The sequence below is a fragment of the Desulfosporosinus metallidurans genome (genome assembly GCF_001936615.1).
Taxonomy (GTDB): Bacteria; Bacillota; Desulfitobacteriia; order Desulfitobacteriales; family Desulfitobacteriaceae; genus Desulfosporosinus; species Desulfosporosinus metallidurans.
This window is the reverse complement of the sequence record NZ_MLBF01000033.1, coordinates 20,787-46,748: the sequence shown is the minus strand read 5'-3', so window position 1 is coordinate 46,748 and position 25,962 is coordinate 20,787. Positions and strand designations below refer to the sequence as shown.

The window sequence follows — 25,962 nt, the reverse complement described above, 5'->3', positions numbered from 1 at the left end:
TTAAAAGAGAGTTTGCCTGGCAAGCGCCGAGCGTCCCGTTTCTCTTAGTGGGCTTCCAAAAATTAATCTTTAGGTCATTGTTCGGATTTTTCAATGGCTTACTTTGTTGTACCGATTTTTCTGAAATGAAGATCTTAAGAAATATTCAAACTGACTCTTGACTTTTATTAGCTGGTCTTAAGCTATCTCTTTCTCTATAATTTGAATATAATCTTCAAAAATATCATTAAGCCTATTAATCTCCACATCAGTATCAGTCAAAAACTTTTCCTTCAATTGGTTATAACTAGACATACGATTATCTTCTGACAAATTAATCGCATTAAGGAAGAATCCCACCGATTTTTCCTGGATTGAACACAATTGATTCCTAACTTTTAGCCTGTGTTCAGACATCACTTTTTTATTGAGGGAATCATCACCTAGCTCTTTAATCTGCTCAGTCAGGCGACACAACATGTTTTCCACATATCTAACAGAAGAATCTAGCCTTATCATTATCGGATGGTTAGTAAAATCCATTGCCTTGGCCAGTTCGCTCACGGTAGGATCCAAATACTGATATTCGTAGGCCGCCCAATTATAAATCATATTTCCCAAAAAGTTATCCTTTCGTACTTTTTCTACCAGCTTTGTGCCTTTAAAGAGTATGAGATTGACGCTAAGATTCCAGAAGGTTGCCTGACCAACAGAAAGCAAAAATTCAGCGTTTTTTCTTAGTTCTTCAAAGGTCACATAAGGGTGAAACATAATAAAACCACTAGCAGGAGTTGCTATATTATAGCGTTCCATTAACTGAACTGCAGCAATATTCTGCGCAGGAGTAGTTCCCTTATTGAATAATTTCAGGGTATCTGACAAACCTGACTCCAATCCTAGAAAAGCCGATACCAGACCAGCTTCTTTTAAAAGTCTAAGTAACTCTTCATCCCCATCAAAACTGTCAACCCTGCAAAAGATATCAAATGGTATTTTCAAGCCCCTATTAAGCATTTCTCGGGCAATCTCTTTTGCTCTTTCCCTTCCCTTACGACCAGATCCAATAAAGTTATCGTCGTAAATATGAAGTACCCAATAAGTATTTTCTGACCTGAAATTCTCAGCTAAATATTGAATTTCATCTACAACATTCTTAGGCGAACGATAACGCCATCGGACCCCACCGCCCATGGTAAAGAAATCCGAAGAGTTACAGAAACTGCATCCACCAGGACAGCCCCGGCTGGTTAAAATACTAATAACTGGCAACTGATTCCCATTCTTAATGCACTTTTTGAGGGAATCCCGAGCAGGGAAAGGCAAAATGTCAAGATCTTCAATTGCAGGCCGATCCTGATTCTTAATTACTTGCTCATTATCCCGATAATATACTCCCAGAACACCATCTAAACCCTGGCCTTCGTTAATTCTTTCGATAATCTCCATTAAAGTTATTTCACCTTCACCTCGTACAACGCAATCGACACTAGGATGATGGAAAAGAATCTCTTCCGCTGCATAAGAAGCATGCTGTCCACCGATACATATAAATATATTCTGCCGCTTACTGCGTATCTCATCAGCAATCTCCAAGGCATCTCCAATAGTTCGAATCAACCCAGTGAGACATACCATGTCCGGCTCATAGTCAAAAATCTCTTTCAAAATCTGATCCTTATCAATATTTTCAACATCACCGTCAACAATTTTTACTTCTATAAAGTTTTTACGAAGATATGCCGCAAGATAGGCGAGTCCTAAGTGTTCAGCAATTCCATAGGAATGGTTAGGTACTGTCTTATCATTTGGATTTACCAAGATTACTTTATAACTGGACATTTTCATCCTCCTCGAATAATTAATAGACTCTCGGCATTTGCCAAGTTAGATGGGACAAGGCTTTGCTTGAGCATCAATATTCAATTCCTCCTACTTTTCGGTAAGGGGATTTCATTTTCATGAACATCCAATTAGAAATTCCTATTCTCCACAGGATCTACCCTCCATGTTCGATCGTTTCTGCTCTTTTTGCTAACTATGCCGAAAATCGGTTTATCACCGTATTGGTGAATAAACTGTGCCGTGTTCCCCTTTATAGCATTCTCAGCGGTTTTAACCAGATGATCTTCCAAGGTGTTGATGCATCATGGCTTTTTGGTATGCCCTTTTAGAGTGAATCGAAAGAAGACAGATTTTACTCTTTAAGACCAAAGTTTCTGGGCTAATTATCTGAATTTGGCAGTTATTATTAAAATCCGAGAGTATATTAAAGGAATATTAGCGGAAGCTACAAAATGCAACTTCCGCTGTCCTGTTAGGTTTTACTACTTGGACTCTTTTTCAGCTAATTTTTGGTCAATTTTTTTACTTAAGTTCTCAGCTAGTTTAACTACCTTTTTGTCACTTAAAGGAGCCATTAAGTTAATTGCCATTTTTATTCCTCCTTTCCTTTAAATATTCTTCCTAGTTATTTAACCAGGAAATCTAAAAATTTTAAAAATTTTTCAAAATTATCGTTAAGCTTATTAAGCTTACTATCCATTTCTTCTAAATAGTCTCTTTTTATCTCTAAAAAGCCATTAGTAGTCCAGTTTTCTAAAGCTAAATCCACAGCTTTCGCGAAAAAAACCAGATTATGATGGAAAATTTCCATCCGATTTTCATCTATACTTTTTTTGTATTTTATTAGCTTTTCAGCTTCTTCATCGTTTAACAGATCTGAGTTGGTTACCATATCCATTAATTGACTTCCCAAAATCTCCACATATCTGATTAAGTGGTTCTCGCGAGTGGGTATGTCTTCTCTAGAGAAGTCAAGAGCCTCAGCCAAAACCTCAACACGTGGGTCCTTGAATTTGTACGCATAAACTTCAGTATGCTTATAAGTATCCAGCAAGAGACCCATATTTTTTAAATCTTTTGTAAGATTAATCCCGGGGAACAGCTGTATTTTCTGGCTAAGGTTCCAATATGTGCATTGTTCTACTTTTAAAAGAAAATTGGCGCTATCCTTTAAACCATTAAGTGTAATAAAAGGGTTTAGCATGATAAATCCATTGGTTGTACTTTGGATCCCGTGCCGTTTTAGGATTTCCATAACATATATATTTTGGTTAACAGATACTTTTTTATTATAATGACTCAAAACGTCTTCTGACCCCGATTCTAATCCAACGAAAACGCTTTTAAGGCCGGCCTTTTTAAGTAAGGGCACAAGATCATCGTCAATTCCAGTAAAACTGTCTGCGCGGCAGTTAATTTCAAAAGTTACATGTATATCGCGCTTAATTATTTCCTCGCATATTTCACGAACCCACTGCCTTCCAGAAGGATTAGGATATACAAAAGTTGCATCATAGAAATATATCAGCTTATATAAACCTTTATCGTAATAATTCTTATATATATATTCTAGCTCATCTACTATATTTTTAGGAGATCGCTTTCGCCAGCTCGGTTTAGTACCTAGGCTAAAAAATTCATTTGCATTACAGAAACTGCAATTAAATGCACAACCGCGGCTACCCAAAATACCAATAAGTCCTGGTTTATGATTTTCAATACAATAATCTAATGTATCCCGTGCGGGAAATGGAATAGTGTCCAAATCTGAAATAGGAAGGCAATAGTTATTTTTAAAAATTTGGCCATTCTTTCGGTATGATAAACCTTGAACGCTAGCTAAATCGTTTCCTGAAGAAATTGCCTTAAATAATTCTACAATGGTCACTTCGCCTTCCCCAAGAACAATACTGTCAAACAAAGTAGTTTCGTTTAATATTTCGTTAGCGGCATACGTAACATGTTCCCCGCCTATTGTTATATGAACTCCAGATGCGATATTCTTAACAGATTCTGCAATTATCACAGCTTCAGGATAACTTCTATAAGTTGAGGTGAATCCTACAAGGCGAGGAGAGTATGAGGCTATTTCTCTTAATACTTCTTCGTAATCCATGTTTCTTGCATAAGCGTCAACTATGGCTACAGATATGCCATTGTCTCTTAAAGAAGCAGTCAAATATGCTATCCCAAGATTTTCGTAAGTAGCGTAATAATCATAGGGCATATCTCCATCCTTTGGATTTACTAACACAACATCTCTTTTTAATTGACTCATAACACAAACATCTCCTTTAGGTTTATTTCTAAATTTCTTCCTATAATAGATAAGTTCCAATTGTCACTTTTAAATAATCTGTCTGCTACTCTTACTACGTCATCAATTGAGATTATTTCAATCATTTTAAGTTCTTCCGTTATGGAATAATGTCTACCATGCCAATCATTTAGTTTTGAAAGTCGTATCATCCTATTTGCTACTTGTTCAAGGTTAAAGAAAAAATTCCCTTGTAATTTAGCTTTAGCCATATTGAGTTCTTCCTTAGATACTTTAAAATTACAAATATTATATAATTCATTTTTTAAAATTTCTAAAACAGATTTTAATTGACCGTTTTGGGTAATACCGGTTATTAAAAATGCCCCCGTTTCTACATAAAGGGTGTAGTATGAATAGATTGTATAAGCAAGCCCAAATTCTTCCCTAACTTTTTTATAAAGCCGGGAGCTCATACCCTCTCCTAATAAAGAGCTTATCACAAACATAATTACTCGATCAGGGTCGGTTTGCTTCAACCCTTCTGTACCAAGACAAAAATAAGTTTGTTCAACATCTTTCTCAAAAAAGCTCAAATTACGTTTAATTGTGGGAACTATTAATTGGTTCGGACTAAAATGACTAGTAGGAAGGGAAGCGAACGTTCTTTTAACTAAATCTTCAATTAAGCTTTCATCAAAGTTTCCGGTTACGGATATGGCAATATTTTCGGGTATATAAAACTTTCTATAAAAATTTTCGATTTTTTCTTTACTAAGATTATCTAAGTTTTTTTTATCTCCATAAATGTGATAACCCAAAGAGTTTGGGTACATATTTTTGATCAGTAAATCATGAACTCTCAAATGATAATCTTCTTCTTGCTCTTCTATTTCTCGTTTAACTATTTCTTTTTCCTTTGCAATATCCTCATCATTAAAAAGAGGTTTTGCGACAAGGTCATAAAGTAATTCAATACCTCTCTGAACGTCGCCCTTTAATATTTTCACCGAAAAACATGTTAGCTCCCTTTCTGTAAAAGCGTTAATTTCTCCACCAACTGATTCCATGTAGTTTACAATTTCCTGAGCTGAACGATTCTGAGTCCCCCTAAACAAAAGGTGCTCAATTAAGTGGCTTAGACCTTTTTCATCTTCCTTATCATATTTTGATCCAACTTTAACCCAGACACCTATTGAAGTAGTAAAAGACCAAGGTAATTTTTCTATTAGCAACTGGCACTTATTCGGGAATATTTTTTTAGCGTAAATGCTATTAATATCATCAAATTTTATATCATAGCTCAATAACTTCACCTTTTCCTATGAATATTTAAAAATATCCCTGAAGTATTTACAACTTAAATGTGTAATATCATATAAACTTTTGTTATCTGATATTTAGCGTTTAGCTAAAAGTTTTATCGTACGTATTCTAAGAACCATTCAAGTATAAACACTAATCTCCTCATGTGATCAATAACTGTTAGCAATTATCTTAGCGTAGATAACCTGTTTCTACCCTAAAATGAAGATAAGCATATCGAATATTTCTAACCTTGTTCCTGGTAATTCTACCAGTATTGCGCACATAATTTGATTATTTGTGGGTGTTCGAGCGATAAAACTGCTTGTACCACTGTTATCGTAACATAAATTCCCAGATTCACTTGTCGTAATTTTGTATAAATTTATAGTAAAATTTCTTGGTTATCTCATATCAAGTCTTTAGATTCGCGAAAATAACTGTTATTGTGTAGTATTGAATTGCAGCAAGGCGTGAATATTGGTAGAAGGACATAAGAAGCAACCTTTGTAATCCAAATTCAAGATAGCCTAGAACTTTTCCCAAATCTAAAAAAAAGCCCCTCCTAACGTAGAAGGGGTATTAGTTGTGACATATCAAAGGTCTCCAAACGTACCATAAATTACTAAGTAATTGTCAATAATTACTATCTAAAATATGTTCCCATGTACGAAGAACATGTTCCGACGGACAAGGTTATGCAACACATACGTAAATTTGTCCCATATATTTCCTCAAAAGCACATCTTGTACTCATCCCACGCACATGCCTAAAACCCGCAAACCCGCACCATAAGCGACTTTTCAACTGTGCTTTATTTGCAGACAAACTACCGTCTCCACGTGCTTTGTCCACGGGAACATGATCGTCATTTCAGTCCCTAATTAACAACTTGCTTCAACCAAAATCCTCCGCAAATTCTTGCCTAAACGAAATACACAGCCTTATTTTGTTCAATTTGATTCAGTGTTAATGTCTTAGCGACAGCTTCTCTGCGTGTTCACTTTATTCTACTCAGACAGCTGAGAGTATATTTTAGATTTGGATTATGCATCAACAGACCACTCCCAGCGTTGTTCTTCCACAATTTCGCGAGCCTTCGTATCCCAGCCAATCGGTTGACCATTCAACAATGTCATAATCGTACCAACGGTCAGACGTCCAAAAGTGAATGCCTGGGCCCGTTCACTGGCCAAATGGGCCAGATGGTGGAGTAGCTTTTGCTCGCCGAGATTCATAAGTTCTATAGTAGCCCCCTCAGTCGTTGGGAACTCAGCCAAACGAGCTAAGGTTTCTATCTTAATTCCAGCAAGTGCACCGTACGCCAGTAAAATTTCATTGCGGGCATCGGCGACACGATTGTGAGTGTGGAAGATGCCACCTGAGACTTTAATCAGCTTTCCGATATGCCCCAGTAATATAACTTTTTCAATCCCCCGGTAGGCTGCTTCTTCTAAGAGAAAACCAACAAAATTACTCATTTGGATTACGGCTTCGGTCGGAACCTTAAAGCGTTCCGTTGCGACTCGATACCCATAGTGCCCAGGGGTGAGCACGATTGTTTTATGGCCGTAAGCTACAGCCTGATTTAACTCCGGTAAGATCGAGGTTTTGAATGCTTCTTCGGACATCGGACGGACAATTCCACAAGTCCCAAGTATTGAAATTCCTCCGACAATCCCTAACCTGGGATTAAGGGTGCGCAAAGCAGCATCCTCTCCGTCAGGAACTTCGATGATTATTTCAAGCTCTTCTTCAGGGAAGACTTCTCTGACCGCTTCAAGAATCATCTTTCTGGGCACAGGGTTAATAGCACTTTCCCCGACTTCCATGGCTAATCCTTTTTTTGTAACAGTCCCAACTCCTTGGCCTCCTCGGATGTGAACAATTCCTTGAGGGGAAAGCTGGCGTACAACCGCCCGGATTTCAAGTCCATGTGTGATATCCGCATCATCTCCGCCGTTTTTGAGAATGCTCGCCATGGCTACTGGATAGTTTGATTCTCCCCCCTCGATGGGCATCTTTAAACGCCCAGAATTCGGCAGGGGGATCTCTACCTGCTCAGGTAAGCTGTTCCCTCGGAGGAGCAGGCAGGCAACTTTAGCAGCACCAGCAGCACAGCTTCCTGTTGTATATCCTTCACGCCAAGTATGTCGATCTTTGTCTCGTGCCATTGTTCCCTCTCCACCTAACTAAAAATTAATCATTTCAATAGAGCTATAAAACCCCAAGGTGCAGTCCAAATCGGACGAAGATGGCTATTGTGAGCGATAAAGCAATCAGAGAAATTGTCCAAAAATCCCTTGGGGCAAAGGCAATTTCTTTCATTGATGTCCAAGTTCGCGACAAGCCATACCCCCGATTAAGCATGGCCATGGATAATGAATTAGCCATTAAAATAGAATTAATAAACATAGGAATCATAATCGGAAGATAGGATCGAATGGAACCGGTGATTCCCTTCTCATTAAATCTCGTCCCGCGAGCTTTTTGAGCCTCTAAGATCTGTCTTCGTTTTTTATCTAGAGTAGGAATAAATCGGATTGCCGTTGTTAGCATCATAGATATCTCTGCTGGAACTTTAAGCTTATAAAAGAATTGGATAAAATCATCCATCGACGTGGTCAAAGTCAGCACGGAAGAAGCAATCATCAAACTAAAGAGTCGTAAGAGAAATGTGGTACCCATCAGAAATCCCCCCACCGTTGCTCCCAACCGGTTCCCCGGCAGGGCATAAAAGAGGATGGTTTGGCTAGAGACCCGATCAAAGCGCTCCGGTGCAAATGTAAATCCTGTGATAAGAATAATCGAAATGACAATGGGAATCAAGGGAACCATCATTCCCCCAATTTTTCGCAGAGGGATTTTTATCCAAAAAGCTAAAAGTCCTGTCAAAACAACGATCCAAAGCTGATACTGTGGAGCTTGAAATAAGAAAGAGAGAATGAGGATTCCTAAGAAACCGAGCATTTTAGTACGAACGTCTAAACGATGAATAAGGGTATTTCCCGGCAAGTACTCTATCAACGTCCCGTCACCCTCCCATTTTCGAACAGCGCAATGAACTCCTCAGGTTCGATCAAAGTTTCCTGAAACAAAACATCCTTCAATCGAGAGGAAAGCCTACAAAGTTGGGGTGGGACAATAGCAGCGTCAAGAAGGAGTTCTTCTTTTGAAAAGACATCACGGGGGCTACCATCTAACAAAATGCCGCCGTCTTTAAGGACAATAACTCGCTGAGCGTATTGGGCTACAAGGTCCATATCATGACTAATCATAACTATGGTGGTTCCAGCAAGATGGAGTTGGCTTATTAAAGCCATCATTGTCTGAACCCCTGCCCAGTCTGATCCCGTCGTCGGTTCGTCAATAATAAGTAGTTTTGGTTTAATGACTAGGATAGAGGCCACGGCAATCAGTTGCCGTTCTCCTTTTCCCAAGGTGAACGGATGAACATGTCGATATCTCTCTAGCCCGGTTGACTTAAGCACCTGATCAACTCGTTCTTTGATTTCCTGGCCTTTAAAACCCGCATTTTTCAGCCCATATTCTAATTCTTTCTCAACCGTAACTGAGAAAATCTGATGATCTGGGTTTTGGAAGACATAGCCGATCGTTTTGGACAAATGGGCTGTATCATACTTCAGGGTATTCATGCCCTCTACGATAACATCTCCACACGTTGGTTTCAATAATCCATTCAAATGTTTGGCCAAAGTCGATTTGCCAGCACCATTTTGCCCAATCAAGGCCACAAACTCACCAGTTGCTATAGTTAGGTTAATCCCCCGCAAAGCGGGCTGGCCTGAATTGTATTGATAGATTAAGTCTCTGATCCGAACGGCTCCCTCTTTCTGAGCTTGGAAAGAATCCGTCTTCTGGGGCTGAAGATGCTGAAGTGACTGAAGATTATCCCTCCACTGTCCATGCCTTGGTAACAAATCCCTGACCAAGTGTTCTGCAGAGGGGATATCTAAAGGAATTTCGTCAAAGGGAACCCAACCTCTTTCATAGAAAGCCCATCCGATGAGGCTGACTGGTAAGGGCTTTATCCCATACTGACGTAAGAGAGGAATATTGCGAAACAGTTCAGTCGGAACCCCTCGCCAAACCACTTCCCCCTGATTGAGCACAACGACCTCATCGGCCTTTTTGATCAGTTCTTCACTGGAATGCTCGACTAACATAATCGTTAACTCTTTTTGTCGCCGCAGATCATCCAATGTTTCAAAGATTTCGGATCTTCCCACTGGATCAAGTTCCGAAGTGGGTTCGTCGAGTACCAAGATTTCAGGCTCCATCACGAGAACGCCAGCAATCGCCAGGCGTTGTTTTTCTCCACCTGAAAGTTCCTGGGTCAAGCGTTTATTGTACCCTTGAAGGCGAACTTTTTCCAGTGTTTGATTGACCCTTCGTTTAATCTCTTCTAACGGAACCAAAAAATTACGGGGGCCAAATGCGGTATCTTCTTCGACGGTGCGGCCAATAATTTGAGTTTCCGGATCCTGTAAGACAAGTCCGAGAATCTTGGATAAGGACTGCACTGCGGTTTTCCTGACGTCAAGACCGGCCACGATAACCTGACCCATCAGTTTTCCTTCCAAGAGTTGGGGAATTAGACCGTTAAGGCATAAACTCAAGGTTGTTTTCCCTGCCCCAGTAGCACCCATTAACCCAACGAACTTTCCTTTATCAACGGTTAAACTTATGTTTCTCAAACTAGGTTCCATAGAGTTTGGATAATGGTAGGAAACATTATGGAGTTCAAGGGCATTATCAATATGTTGCATAGTTTTCATAGTTTGCTCGGCTTCCACGGCTTTCACCTCATCATCCTAGATAAGCCGACTTCCCTTAATCGCTTTATAAGCGATTGCAGAGATTATGACATTAATGGCTGCTCCGACGATCAGAAAAGGCATCAGTCCCAAAACCCCTCCCATGCCCATCATCGGAAGCATAGCAAAGGATGATACAACCCCATTGAGGATAATTCCAACGATGACTGCAGGAATCAGACCCAGCTTTTTGTTTACCCAACGGTAGGCCAAAGCCCATAAAGCCATTTGAAAAGCAATATACAGATGGACAGGAATCGTCATTGGGAATCCAATCACTGCTGAGGTCAGTAAATGACCAAAGGCAATGACAATCGCTCCCTCCAGCCCGCCAAAGGCTAAAGCACTGAAAAATCCAGGAGCTGAATCCATACCAATGGTTCCTACAGGACTTGGTATTTTAATCAGTGCGCCTACAGCACTTAAGGCAATAAATATAGCCATAATTGATAGTCTTTTGACATTCCAAGCAGATAGTTTTAAGTCCTCTGTTTCTGTGTTTAAATTATTCATGGGTTACTCCTCCTCATATTTTTTAGTTCAATTTACCGATTCTAGTAACGGGTAACCGCTTAAAACCAGATGAAGTGAGATCAAATGACAAGGGCGATGAAGACGTAAAAATGACACAGGTCGAAGGACCAGCCGATTTATCCAAATCAAGTAAGCAGGTAGGATCGACGATTAACCTGCTGTTACTGTTGGAGGCAAGTAGCTGTGCCTCCGTGCGGATACCTCTTGACCCAACAGGGATGATATCGTGAACACCTAGGCTGTCTAAAAGGACTCGAATATGGTTAGCCTGAACTATTTCCGGATCCTCTGGATTGCTGACTTCAGGACCTACTTTAGGCAATCCTAAACAATAGACGTCATCTCCAGACAGGGAGGTTCCAATTCGCAATCGATTCTTCTTTGCCACACCAATCACACTGATTCCGAGGCCGGTTTGCTGAGTGTTCATGTTTTTTTCCGTGCTGATCGCCATGGGTAATGTCAATCCAGCGGCTGCGAATTCCTCTTTCACCCCCTCTAAAATTCCTTCGCCAGTCGGATACGGCTCATTTGATATTGCCACCGTCATCATCAGGGGCACGGCCCCCGTTGCAAGGACTTCCAACAAAGCCACCCGTGTCGTTAATCTACCAGTGATGGACCATGAAATTTGTAATTCATCGAGATCTTTCATACCGATCGCCCCACAGGAATCACAGGAAGCTACAAGTAATTGTTCTGTATTTATAGCAACAACCTCAACATCGCGACCAAGATATCCCAATCGTTTCCACCCCCTTTCTTTTTATGGCATAAGGCCAAAATAAAAAGCTCACAGTCCATTTTCCGTTCACCACGTGACCCGAAAATCGACCATGAACTTTACCTTAATCCATGTCTTACTTACATTACAGGCAGGTCTCCTGACTTAGAATCATCGACTGTATACGCCTTCCCGGTTTCCCAGTGGCTTTCATATAAGTCTCCTCTTTACAGTGGTGGGTCCGTCCGGGATTTTCACCCAGTTCCCTATTCTCCCTGACTAAGGGCACCTGTAACAAAAAGTTATTATTGATTTAATTGTATTTTAATGCATGAAGCATTAGATTACAAGACCTTTTCTAAATCTTCGTCTCCCCGTGTTTCTGAAGGGTCTACGCTTCAGTTGTCGTCGTGTTCTTTATTTTGCTTTATCCATTTATCCTGCCCTTTATATCGGTTCCGTATTATTGACAACTCTTTGCGGCGGCTGCCAAATTCTTTGACTTGGTCTACCAACCAAACCTGGAAGTGTTCTTTTAAGGATTTTTTTTCAAAACGGTGACCCGCCGATCCGAAATTCCACTGCATACCGTTTTCCGAAGAGCGTACATCTGCTTCCTGACCACAAAGTGGGCAAACAGCATGATTTGGTGTAGGAAACTTCCAAAGATCCGACCAACAAGTGGGGCATTGACCCGCTTCTGATTGTCGAGGTTTTCCGAATAACGACGCCCCCAGAGCTCGGATGCGTGCGGTTGATTCAGGATTTACCAAAGCTTCTCCGGGAAGTGCCCCCATAAACATGTGGGCATCCTTGATATCAAAGCCCATAAAGCGAGCGTTAGCAATCAAAGCTGATAGGGTATATCCTTCCCAACCCTTAATGCCAGCAGTAGCGATAATCACGCAAGGTTTCCCCCAGAGTTCATCCAGTTGTCGAGCAAGGGCAATAATCCGGTCTCCAAACAACTTTGTGATTGCAGCTGGGCCCAAAGCATAGCATGGGGAGGATATAATAATCCCATCCGCCTCTTTTATTCGATCGAGTAAAAAATATAAGTCATCCGTTAGGGGGCAACGTTGATTCGGTACCAAACAAGCATAGCAAGCCTTGCAGGGTTGAAGATTTAAATCGGGCAGTTTGATGAGTTCTAGCTCGAATTCCTCTCCTATCGAGGCAGCTGCCTCCTTGATCAAGATCTCCCCATTGGCTAATTTTCTCTGTGAAGCCACTAATCCTAAGATTTTCTTCATATGTATACCTCCTCATCCACTCTGAATGCATGTATGATTTTGCTGCAAAAAGCCAAAAGAATATTGCAGAGAGAGCATGTTGAGCGGAATTTGCGTAAGCGAACGGACAAGAGCTTAACATTGATTATATCACACTGCTACCCGTTACTAGTATGACAATATATGAAAACGTGGAACTTGACAATTAGATAACTTTTGTAATAAATTGGAATTCATTAAATTACTCAATATGGACATTATAAATTAGAATTCAAATTTAAGGAGGAATTTACATGCCTGGACAAGCTAAGAAAATGCCTCAACCTAACGGCGGAATTAAATGCCTTGTTAACACTTGCCATTATTATGGGTCAGGCGATCATTGTTACGCAGACAAAATCGAAGTTCAAGCCCCTAACGCTAGTACTACTGAAATGACAGACTGCGCGACCTTTCTCCCTGAGTGATTGATTACCTTACCCGGATAAATTGTGTAATTCTAATTTACACAACGGAAATTTTAAGGCTTGTCCGCTTGGACAAGCCTTAAAATAATAGTTATTTTACTCAATTCCTTACAAAACCCACTTTACCATCGGTTCATCAATTTGACCAATTCAGATGATTGTTAAACCTCCTACTAAGCTTTATATATTATACTTTCCCTACTTACCCTATCTAATTACTGGGTTTTAATTGTACATAAAATCATAAGTTAACGGGCAACTATATCGGTAATATCAACAGATGCATCCCTAGTGATCATAATAATATCCGTTAATTCCATTTCCAAACGTCCCCATCCAACCCTCTCTATGGTTCGCCTAAAACGTTCTCTTGGATTGCCGTATTTTGCGAAGAATGCTAAAGTAGCATCGATTAGTCTAAATAGCTCCTCCTTTTCAAAAATCAGCGGAAGAAATTGCTTTCCGGTTAATATTTGCTTGCCCAACGTTCCCCCAAAATAAATAAGAAAGCCAGCTTTTCCTTGCCAAGCCCCTAACGGGCACGATTTTTCACATTTGCCACAATGAATACATTTCTCCTCGACAAATACGAGACTTCCTTCTCCTTTATCCACTTTGATCGCTTTCCCAGGGCAAACAGCTTCACATAAGCCGCAAAAACTACAGTTCATCTTCTCCCAGGTCGGTTGTATTCCACCTTTTATTCCAAGGTCATTTTCTTCCGCTTTTAAACAGTTATTTCTACACCCTGTAACACCCAATTTGAACTTGTGTGGAAGGTCTTTGGCAGAATATCGTTTTTCAAGTTCTTTGGCTAGCTCTGTTGTATCAATCAAGCCGTTTGGACAGATAGCAATCCCCTGGCAAGCAGTCACTGCTCTAACCCTTGGACCGCTTGCCCCCGGTTCTAATCCTGCTTTGCCCAATTCGCATTTTACGATATCAATATCTTCAAGCTTGATAAAAGGGATCTCAATCCCTTGTCTTGACGTAAGATGAATGTATCCTTTACCATATACCTGAGCAATTTCATAGACTTTTTTTAACTGTTCCGCACTTATTTGACCCCCAACAACCCTTAATCTCATTGAAAAACAGTCCTTCTGAACCTGCCTAATGAAACCTGTTGTTTTTAACGACTTATTATCAACCTTGCCCATAATCGTTTAAACCTCTTTCCGTCAAATACGAATTAACATTTTTTCATATAACAATATTTACTGTTAAAGAAGGTAAAATGATGACAATATTGAATCTCCTAAATTCCGATATGAATACTTGTTATTAGTCGTTATTATAGTACATGATTACAATTTGAGTCAATAGCTTTTCACAGACATAATTTCAAAAAAAGCTCGGTCTTTCCTTAACATACCCTCAATCTCTTTGATCTCTCTGCTTGGGTACGGAGCCAAATTTTTAGTTCTTCCGTAACTTGATTCTCATCTAACTTGGTCGTCACTGCCAGTGTGGCTAAAGACACCATCAAGGATAAGTTGCAGAGGGATTAAGACTTCCTGGTTTTTTACCCAAAGACGCAGAAAGCAGGTTTCAACTGGAACCGTCGAAAATGTTTCTAATCGGAAGAGGATTTTCTGTCCACACGTAACCGCGCCAAATGGTTCACGGTAAAACACATCGTGAGAATTGTGATACGCATTAAACACCATTTTACTCACCTGTATCCTTGCAATTAATTATTCTCCATCCGTTGAGATTGGGACTAACTTAGGTGAATCTGCAGTTCCAATGGCTGCTCATCGCGGATTATAATAGAGACTCATAAATTTCGATATAAGCATTCGCGGATCTCTCCCAACTAAAATCCATCTCCATAGCTTTTTGGCGCAGATTTGCCCATACCTGCTTATCTGTATGGTATAGCTTTAAGGCCCGTTGCACTGTAAACAGAAATTCGTGGGCATTATAATTGGCAAAACTAAACCCATTACCAACACCGGACATTTCATCGTACGAAAAGACCGTGTCTTTTAACCCACCTGTTTCTCGGACGACAGGAATCGTCCCATAACGCATTGCGATCATTTGGGCAATACCACAGGGTTCAAAACGCGACGGCATTAAAAACAGATCTGCCCCGGCATAGATTTTATGCGCCAGTTCATCTGAGAATTTTAAGCTAATTGCAAGCTTTTCGGGATAGTTTGAGGCGAAATATCGTAACATTTCCTCATAACGGTTCTCGCCTGTACCTAGAATCACCAATTGAACCTCTTGTGACAGGATTTCTTCTATTACGTGGGCCAATAAATCCAGGCCTTTTTGGTCTGCTAGTCGAGAGACCATCCCTAGGACAGCTATATCATCTCGAACGGGGAGTCCCATGATCGCCTGTAAGTGTTTTTTGTTTTCTTGTTTTGCAAGGAGAAGATTATCGAACGGCATGACCAGATAAGGGTCTTTGTGTGGATTATAGACTCCGTAATCAATGCCATTAAGAATTCCAGTTAAAGACTCGCCACGTTTTCTTAAAAGTCCATCGAGTTTTTCTCCATAGTAAGGATTTTTAATTTCTTCAGCATACGTCGGACTCACCGTTGTGATCCAATCCGCATGAAGTAGAGCAGCCTTCATAAAATTGACCGCTCCATGAAATTCCAAGGCATCTTCTGTAAAATGTTCCTGCCCGAGTCCCACGATATCGCTAAGTACTTCCCTAGAAAAAAGCCCTTGATACTTCAGGTTATGAATTGTAAAAACCGTCTTCAAGGGATAATAAAGGGGCTCCCGGCTATAAAACTCTTTGAGCATGAGGGGGATTAAAGCCGTATGCCAATCATGACAATGGATAATATCTGGTTTAAATCCAGGAATGTGGATTAAGCTTTCCAGAGCTGCACGGGAAAAAAAAGCGAATCGCTCCGCATCATCATATTCCCCATAAACCTGAGGGCGAGAAAAATAATACTCGTTATCAAGAAAATAATAATGAACCCCCTGGTAAACCACTTCTTCCAACCCACAATATTGTTGACGCCAAGCGACTTGGACAGCGAAATGGGCCAAGTGTCGGAACTCCGTTTTATAACATTCAGAAATCGTGCTGTATTTCGGCATAATCACTCGCACATCAACACCCTGTTTATGCAGAAAGGAAGGTAACGAGCCGACGACTTCCCCTAAACCACCTGTTTTCGCAAAGGGATCTGCTTCTGCTGATACAAACACAACGTTCATATTCCTCCGCCTTTCGAATTCTAGATCACGGTTCTTTTGAGGACGACTAATGGGTTATTCAGACTCCCCTTTAGGACATTTTCCCCATTGACCTTTACGGATTTATCGAGAATAGCATACTCTATTTGAGCATTCTCTTGAATATGGCATTCAGGCAGTATGATGCTATTTTTAATTTGACAACCTTGCTCAAGAATCACTTCTCTGAAAATAATCGAATTTTCAACTGTTCCTGAGATAGAGCACCCACTAGCAATTAATGAATTACTGACTTTGGCCTGTGAAGTATATTGAGTAGGGGGGTTATCCCTTATTTTGGTGTGGATCCGATCTTGCCCCAACCATAATTTTCCTCGAACTTCTAGATCGAGCAATTTCATACTTCGATCAAAGTAATCTTTTACCGTACGAATCGCCCCAATTAACGTACAAGTAGGCCGGCCGTAGATTTTGAGAATTCCAATATTTTCCATTATAATGTTAATTAAGTCAATACACCCAATAGAACTACACCCAATAGAACTATATTTTTCGATAATATTTAATAAAAGCTCACGTCGGATGATAAACATACATACTAAATGAGGTTGAATGAGTTTCCCCCGTCCAAGGTCCTCTATGTCACAAATATTAGTGACTTTCTGATCGTTATCAAGCTCAAAATTCATTTCATCCGTGGGTTCGACCAAGTGATCCATGTCTTTATAAATCAAGGTAACATCGGCACGCTTGTCATTGTGAAATTCTAAGGCCAGTTTAAAATTAATGTTAAAAAATTTGATCCCCTCGACTAATGACAACATATTCTGCGTAATCTTTCTGCAAATATTCCAGATTATTTTTTAAATCTTTAATACAAAACGTGTGATTGTCCCCTGCTAGACCATGGATGACTCCAGGCAGGATAAACAGTCCGCCATCCTTCCTGTCTAGAAACCAAGCTTTACCAGCGCCCAAGTGATCCAGAAGTGGTCTATAATGGTGAGGGGTAACCAATCCTATCGTTTGTATCCCGGAGTTAACCATGCTCGATAGCGCAAAATCGAGAATTCGATACCGTCCGCCGAAGGGAATAGCAGCAATCGGCCTTTCCAAGGCAAGCCCTTGCAAACTATCAGTTGCGCTATTCGCATAAATGATTCCTATAGCATTCGACATCTTATTTCTCTCCTTTTCCAAACGGGCAGGCTCTATAAATCGTTTCACCAGCTTCGATCACGGAACCTTCAGAAAGTATGTGGTTATCCTCAATCACCGTAATCCCTTCTTGATTCGGAGGGACTCGTCCCTCAACACCCACAACACAGTTGCGCATAATTTCTGCATTTTCACCAACAATTGTCTTATGAATGTCCGATCCCTTGTGAATTTTTACATTTGGCAATAAAATCGAATCCCTAATTTGTACCTCTTTCCCTACATAAACCCCTGGCGCGATAATTGAATTGCTTACCTTGCCATGCCATGCACGATGCACCCATTACATATCAGACTGTTTTCTATCTTCGCCGTGGACCCCACAAAGTGGGGGGGTAAAATATCTTCATTGGAAAAGATCCGAAACTTTGGATCAAAAATATTAAGAAAGTGGCCCTCCCTCAAAGACTCCATATTCGCTTGATAATAGCTTTCAATTGTACCGACATCACGCCAATACCCTTGAAACCTGTACGCATAAACTCGCTTCGCTTGGTTTAGTTGCTGAGGGATTATGTTTTGGCCGAAATCATTATGAGACTGAGGGTCTCCAGCATCGGAAATTAACGCCTGCTTAAGGGTTGACCAATTGAAAATATAGACCCCCATAGAGGCAAGATTACTATCGGGTTGGGAAGGCTTTTCTGTAAACTTGGTAATCCGTTCATCGTCATCGACGGTTAGAATACCAAAGCGTGAAGCTTCTTCCCAAGGAACTTTGATCGTGGCAATAGTTATCTCAGAATTCTTCTCCTTGTGGAACTTTAACATCAAGGTATAATCCATGCGATAGACATGATCCCCGGAAAGAATAATTACATATTCGGGGTCATAAAAGTCTATAAACTCATAATTTTGATACACGGCGTTTGCTGTGCCGTTATACCAACTTCCTTTAGTTTCACTGAGAAAAGGGGGAAGAATATGCATTCCACCCGAAGGATTATCTAGGTCCCATGCCGATCCCAAATCAATATAAGAATTAAGCAGAAACGGCTTATACTGGATGAGTACCCCAACCGTATTAATTTGCGAATTTGAGCAGTTACTTAACGTAAAGTCAATAATTCGATACTTGCCGCAGAAAGAAACGGCCGGTTTAGCTCGGATTCGTGTCAGACCGCCTAATCTACTTCCTTGTCCACCGGCTAATAGCATCGCTACACATTCCTGCTTTTTCAAAGATGCTCCCCTCCCTCTTATCTCAAAACCGCCCTTAATTGTATTTCCTTTAATCATTTATTTAGAAAGTGAGGTTAGCGACGGTGCGGTATCGGATCTTCCAGATCCAATCTGCATAGTCTCGAATAGTCCGATCACTAGAGAATATTCCTGATTCCGCGATATTGATTAGGGAAATTCGATTCCAGGCATCTCGATTCAAATATAGTTTTTGGAGCTTGGCATGCATTTCCAGATAGGATTGAAAATCTTTTAAGACAAAAAATTCATCATTGTAGATGAGTAGTGAATCATATAACACTCTGAATTCTTCCCCCAGATTATCGAAAAACCCACTTCTTAAGTGGTCCACACACCTTCTAATGTCAGGGTTGGCATGGTATTCATCCCAGGGCTTATACCCTCCATTACGGGTATAATCTAAAACTTGATCGGCATTGAGTCCAAAAATAAAGATATTTTCCTTACCTACAGCTTCGTTAATTTCAACGTTGGCACCATCTAAGGTCCCCAAAGTAAGGGCACCATTCATCATAAATTTCATATTTCCAGTGCCTGAAGCTTCTTTACTGGCAGTCGATATTTGTTCACTAATGTCAGCCGCTGGATAGATCAATTCCCCTTGGGATACATTAAAATTCTCTATAAAGACAACCTTTAGTTTCTGATTAACGTTCGGATCCTGCTCAATCTTTTGACTGAGAGCATTGATCAGCTTGATCACGACTTTGGCATAATGATAGCCTGGTGCGGCTTTTCCTCCGAAGATGAAGGTCTGCGAACCTGTCAACGACTCAGGATCATCGATCGCCTGATTGTATAAATGCATGATTTTTAAAACATTGAGCAATTGCCTTTTATAGGCATGCACCCTCTTCACTTGAACGTCAAAAATCGACGAAGGGTCAAGGACAAGCCCCTGTTTCGATCTGACTTTTTCAGCCAAACGGCATTTATTTTCGTACTTTACTTTGGCAATCTGCTCTAGAAAACTGTGATCATCTTTAAACTTCTTAAGTTTCTTGAGTTCTTCAGCATCTTCTTTCCAATTCGGACCAATAGCCTCCGTGATCAGACCAGACATCTTTGGGTTTGCAGCTAACAAAAATCTCCTGTGATTGACCCCATTTGTTTTATTACTAAATTTATAGCCAAATATCCGATAGTATTCCTTGAAGACCTCGTTTTTAAGAATTTTAGTATGAAGTCTAGCAACCCCATTGACCGAAGAACTTCCGATAATCGCTAAATTCGCCATCCAAACATACCCATCTCTGAAGATTTGAGTGTTATGAACCACCTCCTGATCATCGAGAAATTTTCGCGTTAAGTCTTCCTTGAATCTACGATCAATTTCCTCGATGATCATATAAATCCTGGGCAGTAGGCTTTTGACGAGATCAATAGGCCATTTTTCCAGTGCTTCAGGCAAAACTGTGTGATTTGTAAACGAAATGGTGTTGACGGTGATATTCCAAGCCTCATCCCATCCTATCCTTTCTTCATCAATTAAGATGCGCATTAGTTCGGGAATACACAAAACTGGATGAGTATCATTAATATGAATAGCCACCCGTCGCGAGAAATCTTGCAACGAACATGTATTATTCTTTTTTTTATAACTCCTCACGATTGAACCTAAGCCAGCAGCTACAAAGAAATATTCTTGCTTAAGCCTTAGCTCTCTCCCAGAACGACCGCTATCATCTGGATAAAGAATATAAGAAATCGCTTCGACCTCAGATTTATAGCTTGTCGCTTGGTTAAATTCTCCCCGATTGAAACTAGTTAAGTCCAGCTCTCCTGAGACTGCTTCAGCACTCCATAGCCTTAAGTTATTGATATACATAGGATTATCATAGCTCATGATGGGTACATCATAGGGTACTGCCAGTACTTGCTCATAGTTTTCATGATGAAACACTGTCTCCCCCTCGTGGTACTCTACTCTCACATTTCCTTTGAATTTCACAATAACTGCCTTATTATATTTGCGCATTTCCCACGGATACCCATTTTTTAGCCAGTTATCTGCCACTTCAACCTGATTTCCACACACAATCTTTTGTTCAAACAGGCCATACTTATAACGAATCCCATTCCCATGCCCCTCGATGCCCAAAAACGCCATGGAGTCGAGGAAACATGCAGCTAATCTTCCTAATCCACCATTACCCAAACCAGGGTCTGATTCTTGTTCTAAAAGATCATCTAAATTAATGTTCAACTCGGATAAACCTTCTCGAACTAGACCTTCTATTTTAAAATTAACCAGATAATTGAGGAGAAGCTTACCAATTAGAAACTCCAGCGAAAAATAGTATATTTGTTTACCCTGGGAGATAGAAATAGTGTTCATAGCCTTGTGATAACTCATTTTTTCTTTTAACAATCCGACCAAGGCACTAAATTTGTCCCAGTGGGTTGCTTCTTCAGCGGTAATCCCTTCTCCCTCCATTAATTTTTTCAGATAGGCTTGCTTAAAGCTTTCTTTATTTGAAAACATTTTGTTTCTTCCTCCAATATCTTACTATTCAACCAAGCTTTTAAGATAATCATAGCTAAGGGTGCCACTTTAATCGTCAGAGAGAAGGGTTGACCATGCCAAGGAACCTCCTCGGTCAAAAGGCACGAGCGGTTGACTTGCTCCCCGCCCCATAAATTTCTTGATCAGAATTCAATAATTCTTGATAGATTCCCCTGTTTGGAACTCCTAGACGAAAATTCTCATAGCCAGTTAGCTGAAAGTTAATCAATATAATTAAGATTTCAGAAACACTTTTTCGTCCTTAGTATTTCATATTTATATAACTGTTTTTCAAGAACCACTGGCACAAAGAGAGTCCATATCCAAAGATATACATTCAGCACCTCAGGCACCCAGACTGCAAAATTCGTCCCCCGAATAGCATCATATTCTATGATATGTGCGCCAAGCTTCAAGTAGCTGTGGTACATTTCTCCAATATTAAAAAGGTATGCTTCTTCTTGCATAAGATAACTGTCGTTAGGCATATAATCACAACCTCTTTTATGTTTCTAATCTTACTTTATATATTCTTCCACCATATGGATTGTTCTTCCATATGGCGTAAATTTATCAATAGTAGTTTCTGCTTGTGCAACGAAATCCTTGGACTTATGTGTAAATCAAATTTATAAAGAGGCTGTCTAAAAATTTCCATTTTTAGACAGCCTCTTTTGTTGTAGGGACTCGGTCGATTGCATCTATTGTTAAATTTCTTTCTGAGTTAATGTAACATCTCATCATTTCAAACGTATTAAGAGTGTAACTATCTCAAGAGTTCAAAGTTACACCCAAATCTAACCAAATAAAAATAAGCTTGATTTATTGTCGTCGCCCTGATAGTTTATTGTTCTCACTCAAAAAACAAAGGGGACGACGACATATGCTCAAGCTTATCGATACCATTTTACAACGATTTCAATGTTGCTTCAAGCGAAAGGAAACCTTTTCTTGGTTTGTCGTCATCATCGTCGGGATGTTAGTGCGAACAAATCTAAGAGGAGTCTCTTCTATTGTGGGTTGCTTACATCTGGACTCTTGTCATTATGAATCCATGATCTACTTTTTCCGATCGCCGGCCTTTAATTTAGGGGATATCAAACGCCAATGGGTGAACGTTGTTCAGCAATACATAAAACCTGTGAAGATTGATAGACGAACTATTATAATCGGAGACCACATCAAAGTGGGTAAGGAAGCTCGGTACATGCCCGGTGTAAAAAAACTGCATCAGGATTCTGGAAATGTGGGGAAAGCAGAATACATCTTTGGTCACCAGTTTGGCATGATAGGCATTTTGGCCGAAGGACCAACGACTCAGTGCGTTCCTTTGGATATTGATCTTCACGATGGCATTGATGAAATAAACGCTTTAAACCATGATTCCTCCGAACAAACAACCTCTGAGACACCGAAAGAAAACAGCATTGGAAAAATAATTCAGATGGCTGGACGGTATGTCAACGTTACTTCAGAAAAAATAATCGTCCTATTAGATGCCTATTTCCCCAGTGTAACTTCCTTTAATGCGGCCGAGGCTATCAATCAAGAACACTCTTCCAAGTTAATCACTCTAATCATGAGAGCAAAATCCAATACGGTGGCCTTTAAAGAACCCCAAAAACCTGAAAAACGAGGGAAAGGACGCCCCCGTATCTATGGCGAAAAGGTTGTGTTTAAAAATCTCTTTCAAGATTGTCTAGAAACGTTTCAAACCCTCTCTATCAACCTCTATGGGAAGAATGAAACAGTACAGTATCTCTGCCTGGATCTTTTATGGAAACCGATTGGCCGCAAAGTGCGCTTTGTTTTGGTGAAAACTGGTGAAAAAATGATGATTTTGATGTGTTCGGATCGGACTCTGCAGCCACAACAAATTATTCTAGCCTACAGTTACCGATTTAAGATTGAAGTTTCTTTCAAAATGTTAAAACATGTCATCGGTAGTTTTGGTTATCATTTTTGGACAAAAGCGCTGCCGAAACTATCACGTCTTAAAACAAAAACCGATCTTTCCGTTGTAAAAAAATTAACCGATAAAGAAAGGATCCTAGCGACCACAAGAGCCATCGAAGTGTACACGTTTTTAAGTTGCATGGCCATGGGAATCTTGACAATCGTTTCTCTAACGTTTCCAACCTTAGTCTGGCAAAAATTCTCGGGCTGGCTCCGAACCCGATCCTCAGCGCTTCCATCGGTAGAAACCGTTCGTTCGGTGATCCAGCAGGAGTTGTCTTGGAATTTTCGCAATCTCAGTTATTATGCGACTTTGTCGAAAATCCAAGATTATCAACGGCTGGAATTTGATATGTCTGAAAAGATACGTGCCTAATATCGTTATCTAGGCTTATTTGGCTAATTTCTATGGGATTTTTTGGAGAGAACTTTGAACTCTTGAGTAACTATAATAACAGCCGAAAGTGTCAACTTGTTAATAGGCTGAGAAACTGAGAGATAGGGAATGTTATGAAGAAACGTTTGTATCGATCTAGTCAAGATAAACAAGTCGGAGGGGTCTGCGGAGGATTAGCAGAGTACTTAAACCTTGATCCCAGCCTAGTCCGGATTGCAACAATTCTTTTAATCTTTGTGGCAGGAACTGGATTTTTAGCCTATCTAGTCGCCTGGTTTGTCGTCCCATTAGATTCCGATTGAATTATGGTTAGAGAGCCTCGTAAACAATTTCGGCAATGTCTTGGCTTTGCATATTAGCATCCATACTCCTAACTGCAGCGGTCAATGTAGTTAAACACATAGAGCAGGCGCTAGCCAAAATATCCGGCTCCGTTCTGAGAGCCTTTTTGACGAGTAGTTTACTAATTCTTTGCTCCTTAAAATCGTCTAACCAAATTCGGCCCCCTCCAGCTCCACAGCAAAAGGCTCTTGATCGATTGTTTTTCATCTCCACTAATTCTAGTCCTGGAATCGAAGTCAAAACTTCTCTGGGTGCCTCGTAAATAGAGTTATATCTCCCCAAATAGCAAGGATCGTGAAAGGTTACTTTACGGCTATTAGCCTTTGCACCCTTTAGTATTAGTTTACCGGATGCAATAAGTTCTAAAAGATACTCGGAATGATGCATTACATGATAATGCCCTCCAAATTGAGGGTAGTCGTTTTGAAGCATATTATAACAATGGGGACAATGAGTCACGATGGTCTTAAAGCTATAGCGGTCTAAATTTCGGATAGTTTCTCTTGCTAACTGTTGAAAGAGTTTTTCGTTTCCTAGGCGCCTAACGGAATCTCCACAGCATTTTTCTTCTCTTCCCAATACGGCATAATCAACACCTGCTTTTTCAAAGATCTTAAACATCGTCTGGGAGACCTTCTGATTCCTAGATTCATAAGAACCGAAACATCCCAGCCAATAGAGGATGTTCGTCTTTTTTTTCACACTAAGAAGAGGAACTTGCAACTCTTTGGTCCAATATGACGGACTATTTGAACCATCTAAACCATCTGAAGCAGCTAAACGTATCCCCCACGGATTTCCAACTTCTGAGATAGATTTAAAGACCTTCTGAAGCTCAGGTGGATAGTCCGTACTTTCGGTGCTTAGACTTCTTCGCATATCCACGATACGTTTAATATGCTCGATATAAATGGGGCATTTGTCCTCGCAGAGTCCACACGTTGTACAAGACCATAGCGTCTCTTTAGAAATTACGTTACCTGGGATAACGTGATTAAACGTCTCCCCTCGGTTTCTAAAAAACGACGCCTTTTTGATTGAATGCCTTTTTAGATCTTGAACCACCACTCTAGGGGATAATGGAGTACCACTTATATATGCCGGACAACCTTTCTGACACCTTCCGCAGGAAATGCAAGCATCTAATTCGAGAAGCTGTTTTTTGCTAAACTCTTCGAGACGTGCCGCGCCAATGTTCTCTACTTCTTGAGAAGTTATATCAACTGGGGTCAATCCACCTATTGGGGAGAACGGTCTTAAGAAGATGTTTATCGAAGAAGCAAACATATGAAACAATTTTGAATAAGGAATATAGGCAATAAATCCGAAGGCCAACAGCATATGGATATACCATAATGCTGCATGAACAGATAGGCTTGATCTAAGAGACAAGCCTGTGATGCTAACAACTTCGGAGAAAAGCAGACCGACCGGTGACCACCATGCCCAAGGATCTTGGGTTGAGTAAATCCGTAAACCTTCCAATACAAAACCCGTAAAAAGGATTAAAAAAATGAGGATGAGTAAAACTGCGTCATCTAAGGTGTAATCCTCATGGTCCGGTTTATCAATATAACGCTTATAGGCGGCCATTCCAATTCCAATCATGGCCATTAGTCCAAATAAATCCATTAACAAGCTAAGGATCAAATACTTATTTCCATAAAAAAGTGGAATGCCAAAATGATCCTGAATAGCTATGACTGACGTTCCAATCGTCAAGATTACAAACCCATAAAAAACTCCCAAATGCATGATGCGGCGGAAAGTCCCCCTGAAAATTCCTTGATCATGCTTGATTAAGGCTGAAAAGAACATTTTAAATCTCAAACCTAAGTGATCATAGTTGATCGTGCGGCCTTGTTGCCAACCCCAAATCTTTTTATAACACCCTCTTGTAAAGATTATGACTGAAATTAGGGCGAAAACATACATTAAGCCCTTTCCGTGACTATTCCAATATAACTGTCTGGTCGCCTCCATA

At 40.3% G+C, this 25,962-nt stretch carries 22 protein-coding genes, 1 pseudogene and 1 riboswitch; of the genes and pseudogenes, 4 read left to right on the top strand and 19 right to left on the bottom strand.

The genetic code is table 11. From position 1 onward, the window contains the following. Positions 1 to 177: 177 nt before the first annotated feature. Positions 178 to 1,818, bottom strand: a complete 1,641-nt coding sequence (locus tag DSOL_RS17165; RefSeq protein WP_075366043.1) for a B12-binding domain-containing radical SAM protein — start codon at positions 1,816 to 1,818, stop codon at positions 178 to 180. Between the two features lie 119 nt (positions 1,819 to 1,937). Here DSOL_RS17165 and DSOL_RS17160 point away from each other — a divergent pair, with 119 nt between their 5' ends. Then, the gene (locus DSOL_RS17160) at positions 1,938 to 2,150 is read left to right on the top strand and encodes a hypothetical protein (protein ID WP_075366042.1); all 213 of its coding nucleotides are present in this window, start codon (positions 1,938 to 1,940) and stop codon (positions 2,148 to 2,150) included. Positions 2,151 to 2,446: 296 nt separating this feature from the next. On the opposite strand, the gene DSOL_RS17155 is transcribed toward DSOL_RS17160, so the two are convergent. The 8 genes from DSOL_RS17155 to DSOL_RS17120 all read right to left on the bottom strand — a co-directional run bounded on the left by DSOL_RS17155 (position 2,447) and on the right by DSOL_RS17120 (position 12,733). After that, a complete protein-coding gene (locus DSOL_RS17155; RefSeq protein WP_075366041.1) occupies positions 2,447 to 4,099 on the bottom strand; it encodes a B12-binding domain-containing radical SAM protein in 1,653 nt (550 codons plus the stop codon). Then, a complete protein-coding gene (locus tag DSOL_RS17150) occupies positions 4,096 to 5,385 on the bottom strand; it encodes a M16 family metallopeptidase (RefSeq protein ID WP_075366040.1) in 1,290 nt (429 codons plus the stop codon). The genes DSOL_RS17155 and DSOL_RS17150 overlap by 4 nt, the downstream gene beginning before the upstream one ends. 1,045 nt (positions 5,386 to 6,430) lie before the next feature. Continuing rightward, positions 6,431 to 7,558, bottom strand: coding sequence for a cobalt-precorrin-5B (C(1))-methyltransferase CbiD (cbiD, locus tag DSOL_RS17145; RefSeq protein ID WP_075366039.1), 1,128 nt, complete (start codon positions 7,556 to 7,558; stop codon positions 6,431 to 6,433). Positions 7,559 to 7,601: 43 nt separating this feature from the next. Further along, positions 7,602 to 8,411, bottom strand: a complete 810-nt coding sequence (locus DSOL_RS17140) for an energy-coupling factor transporter transmembrane component T family protein (RefSeq protein WP_075366038.1) — start codon at positions 8,409 to 8,411, stop codon at positions 7,602 to 7,604. Next, positions 8,408 to 10,174 carry an ABC transporter ATP-binding protein gene (locus tag DSOL_RS17135; RefSeq protein WP_075366053.1) on the bottom strand — a complete coding sequence of 589 codons (1,767 nt, stop codon included), beginning with the start codon at positions 10,172 to 10,174 and terminating at the stop codon, positions 8,408 to 8,410. The genes DSOL_RS17140 and DSOL_RS17135 overlap by 4 nt, the downstream gene beginning before the upstream one ends. Positions 10,175 to 10,219: 45 nt before the next feature. Beyond that, a complete protein-coding gene (locus DSOL_RS17130; RefSeq protein WP_075366037.1) occupies positions 10,220 to 10,735 on the bottom strand; it encodes an ECF transporter S component in 516 nt (171 codons plus the stop codon). A gap of 22 nt (positions 10,736 to 10,757) precedes the next feature. Beyond that, positions 10,758 to 11,501: an AIR synthase related protein gene (locus tag DSOL_RS17125; protein ID WP_075366036.1), complete on the bottom strand. Its 744-nt coding sequence runs from the start codon at positions 11,499 to 11,501 to the stop codon at positions 10,758 to 10,760. 112 nt (positions 11,502 to 11,613) lie between these two features. Further along, positions 11,614 to 11,788: riboswitch (cobalamin riboswitch) on the bottom strand. Positions 11,789 to 11,878: 90 nt separating this feature from the next. Then, positions 11,879 to 12,733, bottom strand: coding sequence for a flavodoxin family protein (locus DSOL_RS17120; protein ID WP_075366035.1), 855 nt, complete (start codon positions 12,731 to 12,733; stop codon positions 11,879 to 11,881). A 272-nt stretch (positions 12,734 to 13,005) separates the two neighbouring features. On the opposite strand from DSOL_RS17120, the gene DSOL_RS17115 reads away from it, so the two are divergent. Continuing rightward, positions 13,006 to 13,179, top strand: a complete 174-nt coding sequence (locus DSOL_RS17115) for a DUF1540 domain-containing protein (protein WP_075366034.1) — start codon at positions 13,006 to 13,008, stop codon at positions 13,177 to 13,179. Between the two features lie 248 nt (positions 13,180 to 13,427). On the opposite strand, the gene DSOL_RS17110 is transcribed toward DSOL_RS17115, so the two are convergent. The 9 genes and pseudogenes from DSOL_RS17110 to DSOL_RS17075 all read right to left on the bottom strand — a co-directional run bounded on the left by DSOL_RS17110 (position 13,428) and on the right by DSOL_RS17075 (position 21,771). Next, a complete protein-coding gene (locus DSOL_RS17110; protein ID WP_075366033.1) occupies positions 13,428 to 14,339 on the bottom strand; it encodes a 4Fe-4S binding protein in 912 nt (303 codons plus the stop codon). Between the two features lie 282 nt (positions 14,340 to 14,621). Beyond that, positions 14,622 to 14,849 (bottom strand): hypothetical protein, encoded by a 228-nt coding sequence (locus tag DSOL_RS17105; protein WP_075366032.1) that lies wholly within the window; start codon positions 14,847 to 14,849, stop codon positions 14,622 to 14,624. Between the two features lie 97 nt (positions 14,850 to 14,946). Continuing rightward, positions 14,947 to 16,377, bottom strand: a complete 1,431-nt coding sequence (gene glgA, locus DSOL_RS17100; RefSeq protein ID WP_075366031.1) for a glycogen synthase GlgA — start codon at positions 16,375 to 16,377, stop codon at positions 14,947 to 14,949. Positions 16,378 to 16,397: 20 nt separating this feature from the next. Further along, positions 16,398 to 17,180: a GlgC family sugar phosphate nucleotidyltransferase gene (locus DSOL_RS17095; protein ID WP_345788397.1), complete on the bottom strand. Its 783-nt coding sequence runs from the start codon at positions 17,178 to 17,180 to the stop codon at positions 16,398 to 16,400. Beyond that, positions 17,146 to 17,535: a sugar phosphate nucleotidyltransferase gene (locus tag DSOL_RS29755; protein WP_345788396.1), complete on the bottom strand. Its 390-nt coding sequence runs from the start codon at positions 17,533 to 17,535 to the stop codon at positions 17,146 to 17,148. The genes DSOL_RS17095 and DSOL_RS29755 overlap by 35 nt, the downstream gene beginning before the upstream one ends. A 1-nt stretch (position 17,536) precedes the next feature. After that, positions 17,537 to 18,756, bottom strand: a pseudogene (locus tag DSOL_RS17090) (glucose-1-phosphate adenylyltransferase). Between the two features lie 61 nt (positions 18,757 to 18,817). Continuing rightward, positions 18,818 to 21,262, bottom strand: a complete 2,445-nt coding sequence (locus DSOL_RS17085; RefSeq protein WP_075366030.1) for a glycogen/starch/alpha-glucan phosphorylase — start codon at positions 21,260 to 21,262, stop codon at positions 18,818 to 18,820. A 115-nt stretch (positions 21,263 to 21,377) separates the two neighbouring features. After that, a complete protein-coding gene (locus tag DSOL_RS28960) occupies positions 21,378 to 21,512 on the bottom strand; it encodes an alpha amylase C-terminal domain-containing protein (protein WP_235838862.1) in 135 nt (44 codons plus the stop codon). A 13-nt stretch (positions 21,513 to 21,525) separates the two neighbouring features. Then, positions 21,526 to 21,771, bottom strand: a complete 246-nt coding sequence (locus DSOL_RS17075; RefSeq protein ID WP_075366029.1) for a hypothetical protein — start codon at positions 21,769 to 21,771, stop codon at positions 21,526 to 21,528. A gap of 395 nt (positions 21,772 to 22,166) precedes the next feature. Here DSOL_RS17075 and DSOL_RS17070 point away from each other — a divergent pair, with 395 nt between their 5' ends. Then, entirely contained in the window at positions 22,167 to 23,615 is a 1,449-nt protein-coding gene (locus DSOL_RS17070; protein WP_075366028.1) for a transposase, read from the top strand. A 134-nt stretch (positions 23,616 to 23,749) separates the two neighbouring features. After that, positions 23,750 to 23,938: a PspC domain-containing protein gene (locus DSOL_RS17065; protein WP_075366027.1), complete on the top strand. Its 189-nt coding sequence runs from the start codon at positions 23,750 to 23,752 to the stop codon at positions 23,936 to 23,938. A 7-nt stretch (positions 23,939 to 23,945) separates the two neighbouring features. Here DSOL_RS17065 and DSOL_RS17060 read toward each other — a convergent pair whose 3' ends face one another. After that, positions 23,946 to 25,961: a heterodisulfide reductase-related iron-sulfur binding cluster gene (locus DSOL_RS17060; protein WP_075366026.1), complete on the bottom strand. Its 2,016-nt coding sequence runs from the start codon at positions 25,959 to 25,961 to the stop codon at positions 23,946 to 23,948. Position 25,962 lies beyond the last annotated feature (1 nt).

Excerpts from the sequence above, each read along its gene's own strand:
- DSOL_RS17165 (WP_075366043.1), bottom strand. The coding sequence starts at position 1,818 with ATGTCCAGTTATAAAGTAATCTTGGTAAATCCAAATGATAAGACAGTA.
- DSOL_RS17160 (WP_075366042.1), top strand. The coding sequence starts at position 1,938 with ATGAACATCCAATTAGAAATTCCTATTCTCCACAGGATCTACCCTCCA.
- DSOL_RS17155 (WP_075366041.1), bottom strand. The coding sequence starts at position 4,099 with ATGAGTCAATTAAAAAGAGATGTTGTGTTAGTAAATCCAAAGGATGGA.
- cbiD (WP_075366039.1), bottom strand. The coding sequence starts at position 7,558 with ATGGCACGAGACAAAGATCGACATACTTGGCGTGAAGGATATACAACA.
- DSOL_RS17135 (WP_075366053.1), bottom strand. The coding sequence starts at position 10,174 with ATGCAACATATTGATAATGCCCTTGAACTCCATAATGTTTCCTACCAT.
- DSOL_RS17130 (WP_075366037.1), bottom strand. The coding sequence starts at position 10,735 with ATGAATAATTTAAACACAGAAACAGAGGACTTAAAACTATCTGCTTGG.
- DSOL_RS17120 (WP_075366035.1), bottom strand. The coding sequence starts at position 12,733 with ATGAAGAAAATCTTAGGATTAGTGGCTTCACAGAGAAAATTAGCCAAT.
- DSOL_RS17115 (WP_075366034.1), top strand. The coding sequence starts at position 13,006 with ATGCCTGGACAAGCTAAGAAAATGCCTCAACCTAACGGCGGAATTAAA.
- DSOL_RS17110 (WP_075366033.1), bottom strand. The coding sequence starts at position 14,339 with ATGGGCAAGGTTGATAATAAGTCGTTAAAAACAACAGGTTTCATTAGG.
- DSOL_RS17105 (WP_075366032.1), bottom strand. The coding sequence starts at position 14,849 with ATGGTGTTTAATGCGTATCACAATTCTCACGATGTGTTTTACCGTGAA.
- glgA (WP_075366031.1), bottom strand. The coding sequence starts at position 16,377 with ATGAACGTTGTGTTTGTATCAGCAGAAGCAGATCCCTTTGCGAAAACA.
- DSOL_RS17095 (WP_345788397.1), bottom strand. The coding sequence starts at position 17,180 with ATGTTGTCATTAGTCGAGGGGATCAAATTTTTTAACATTAATTTTAAA.
- DSOL_RS29755 (WP_345788396.1), bottom strand. The coding sequence starts at position 17,535 with ATGTCGAATGCTATAGGAATCATTTATGCGAATAGCGCAACTGATAGT.
- DSOL_RS17085 (WP_075366030.1), bottom strand. The coding sequence starts at position 21,262 with ATGTTTTCAAATAAAGAAAGCTTTAAGCAAGCCTATCTGAAAAAATTA.
- DSOL_RS17075 (WP_075366029.1), bottom strand. The coding sequence starts at position 21,771 with ATGCCTAACGACAGTTATCTTATGCAAGAAGAAGCATACCTTTTTAAT.
- DSOL_RS17070 (WP_075366028.1), top strand. The coding sequence starts at position 22,167 with ATGCTCAAGCTTATCGATACCATTTTACAACGATTTCAATGTTGCTTC.
- DSOL_RS17065 (WP_075366027.1), top strand. The coding sequence starts at position 23,750 with ATGAAGAAACGTTTGTATCGATCTAGTCAAGATAAACAAGTCGGAGGG.
- DSOL_RS17060 (WP_075366026.1), bottom strand. The coding sequence starts at position 25,961 with ATGGAGGCGACCAGACAGTTATATTGGAATAGTCACGGAAAGGGCTTA.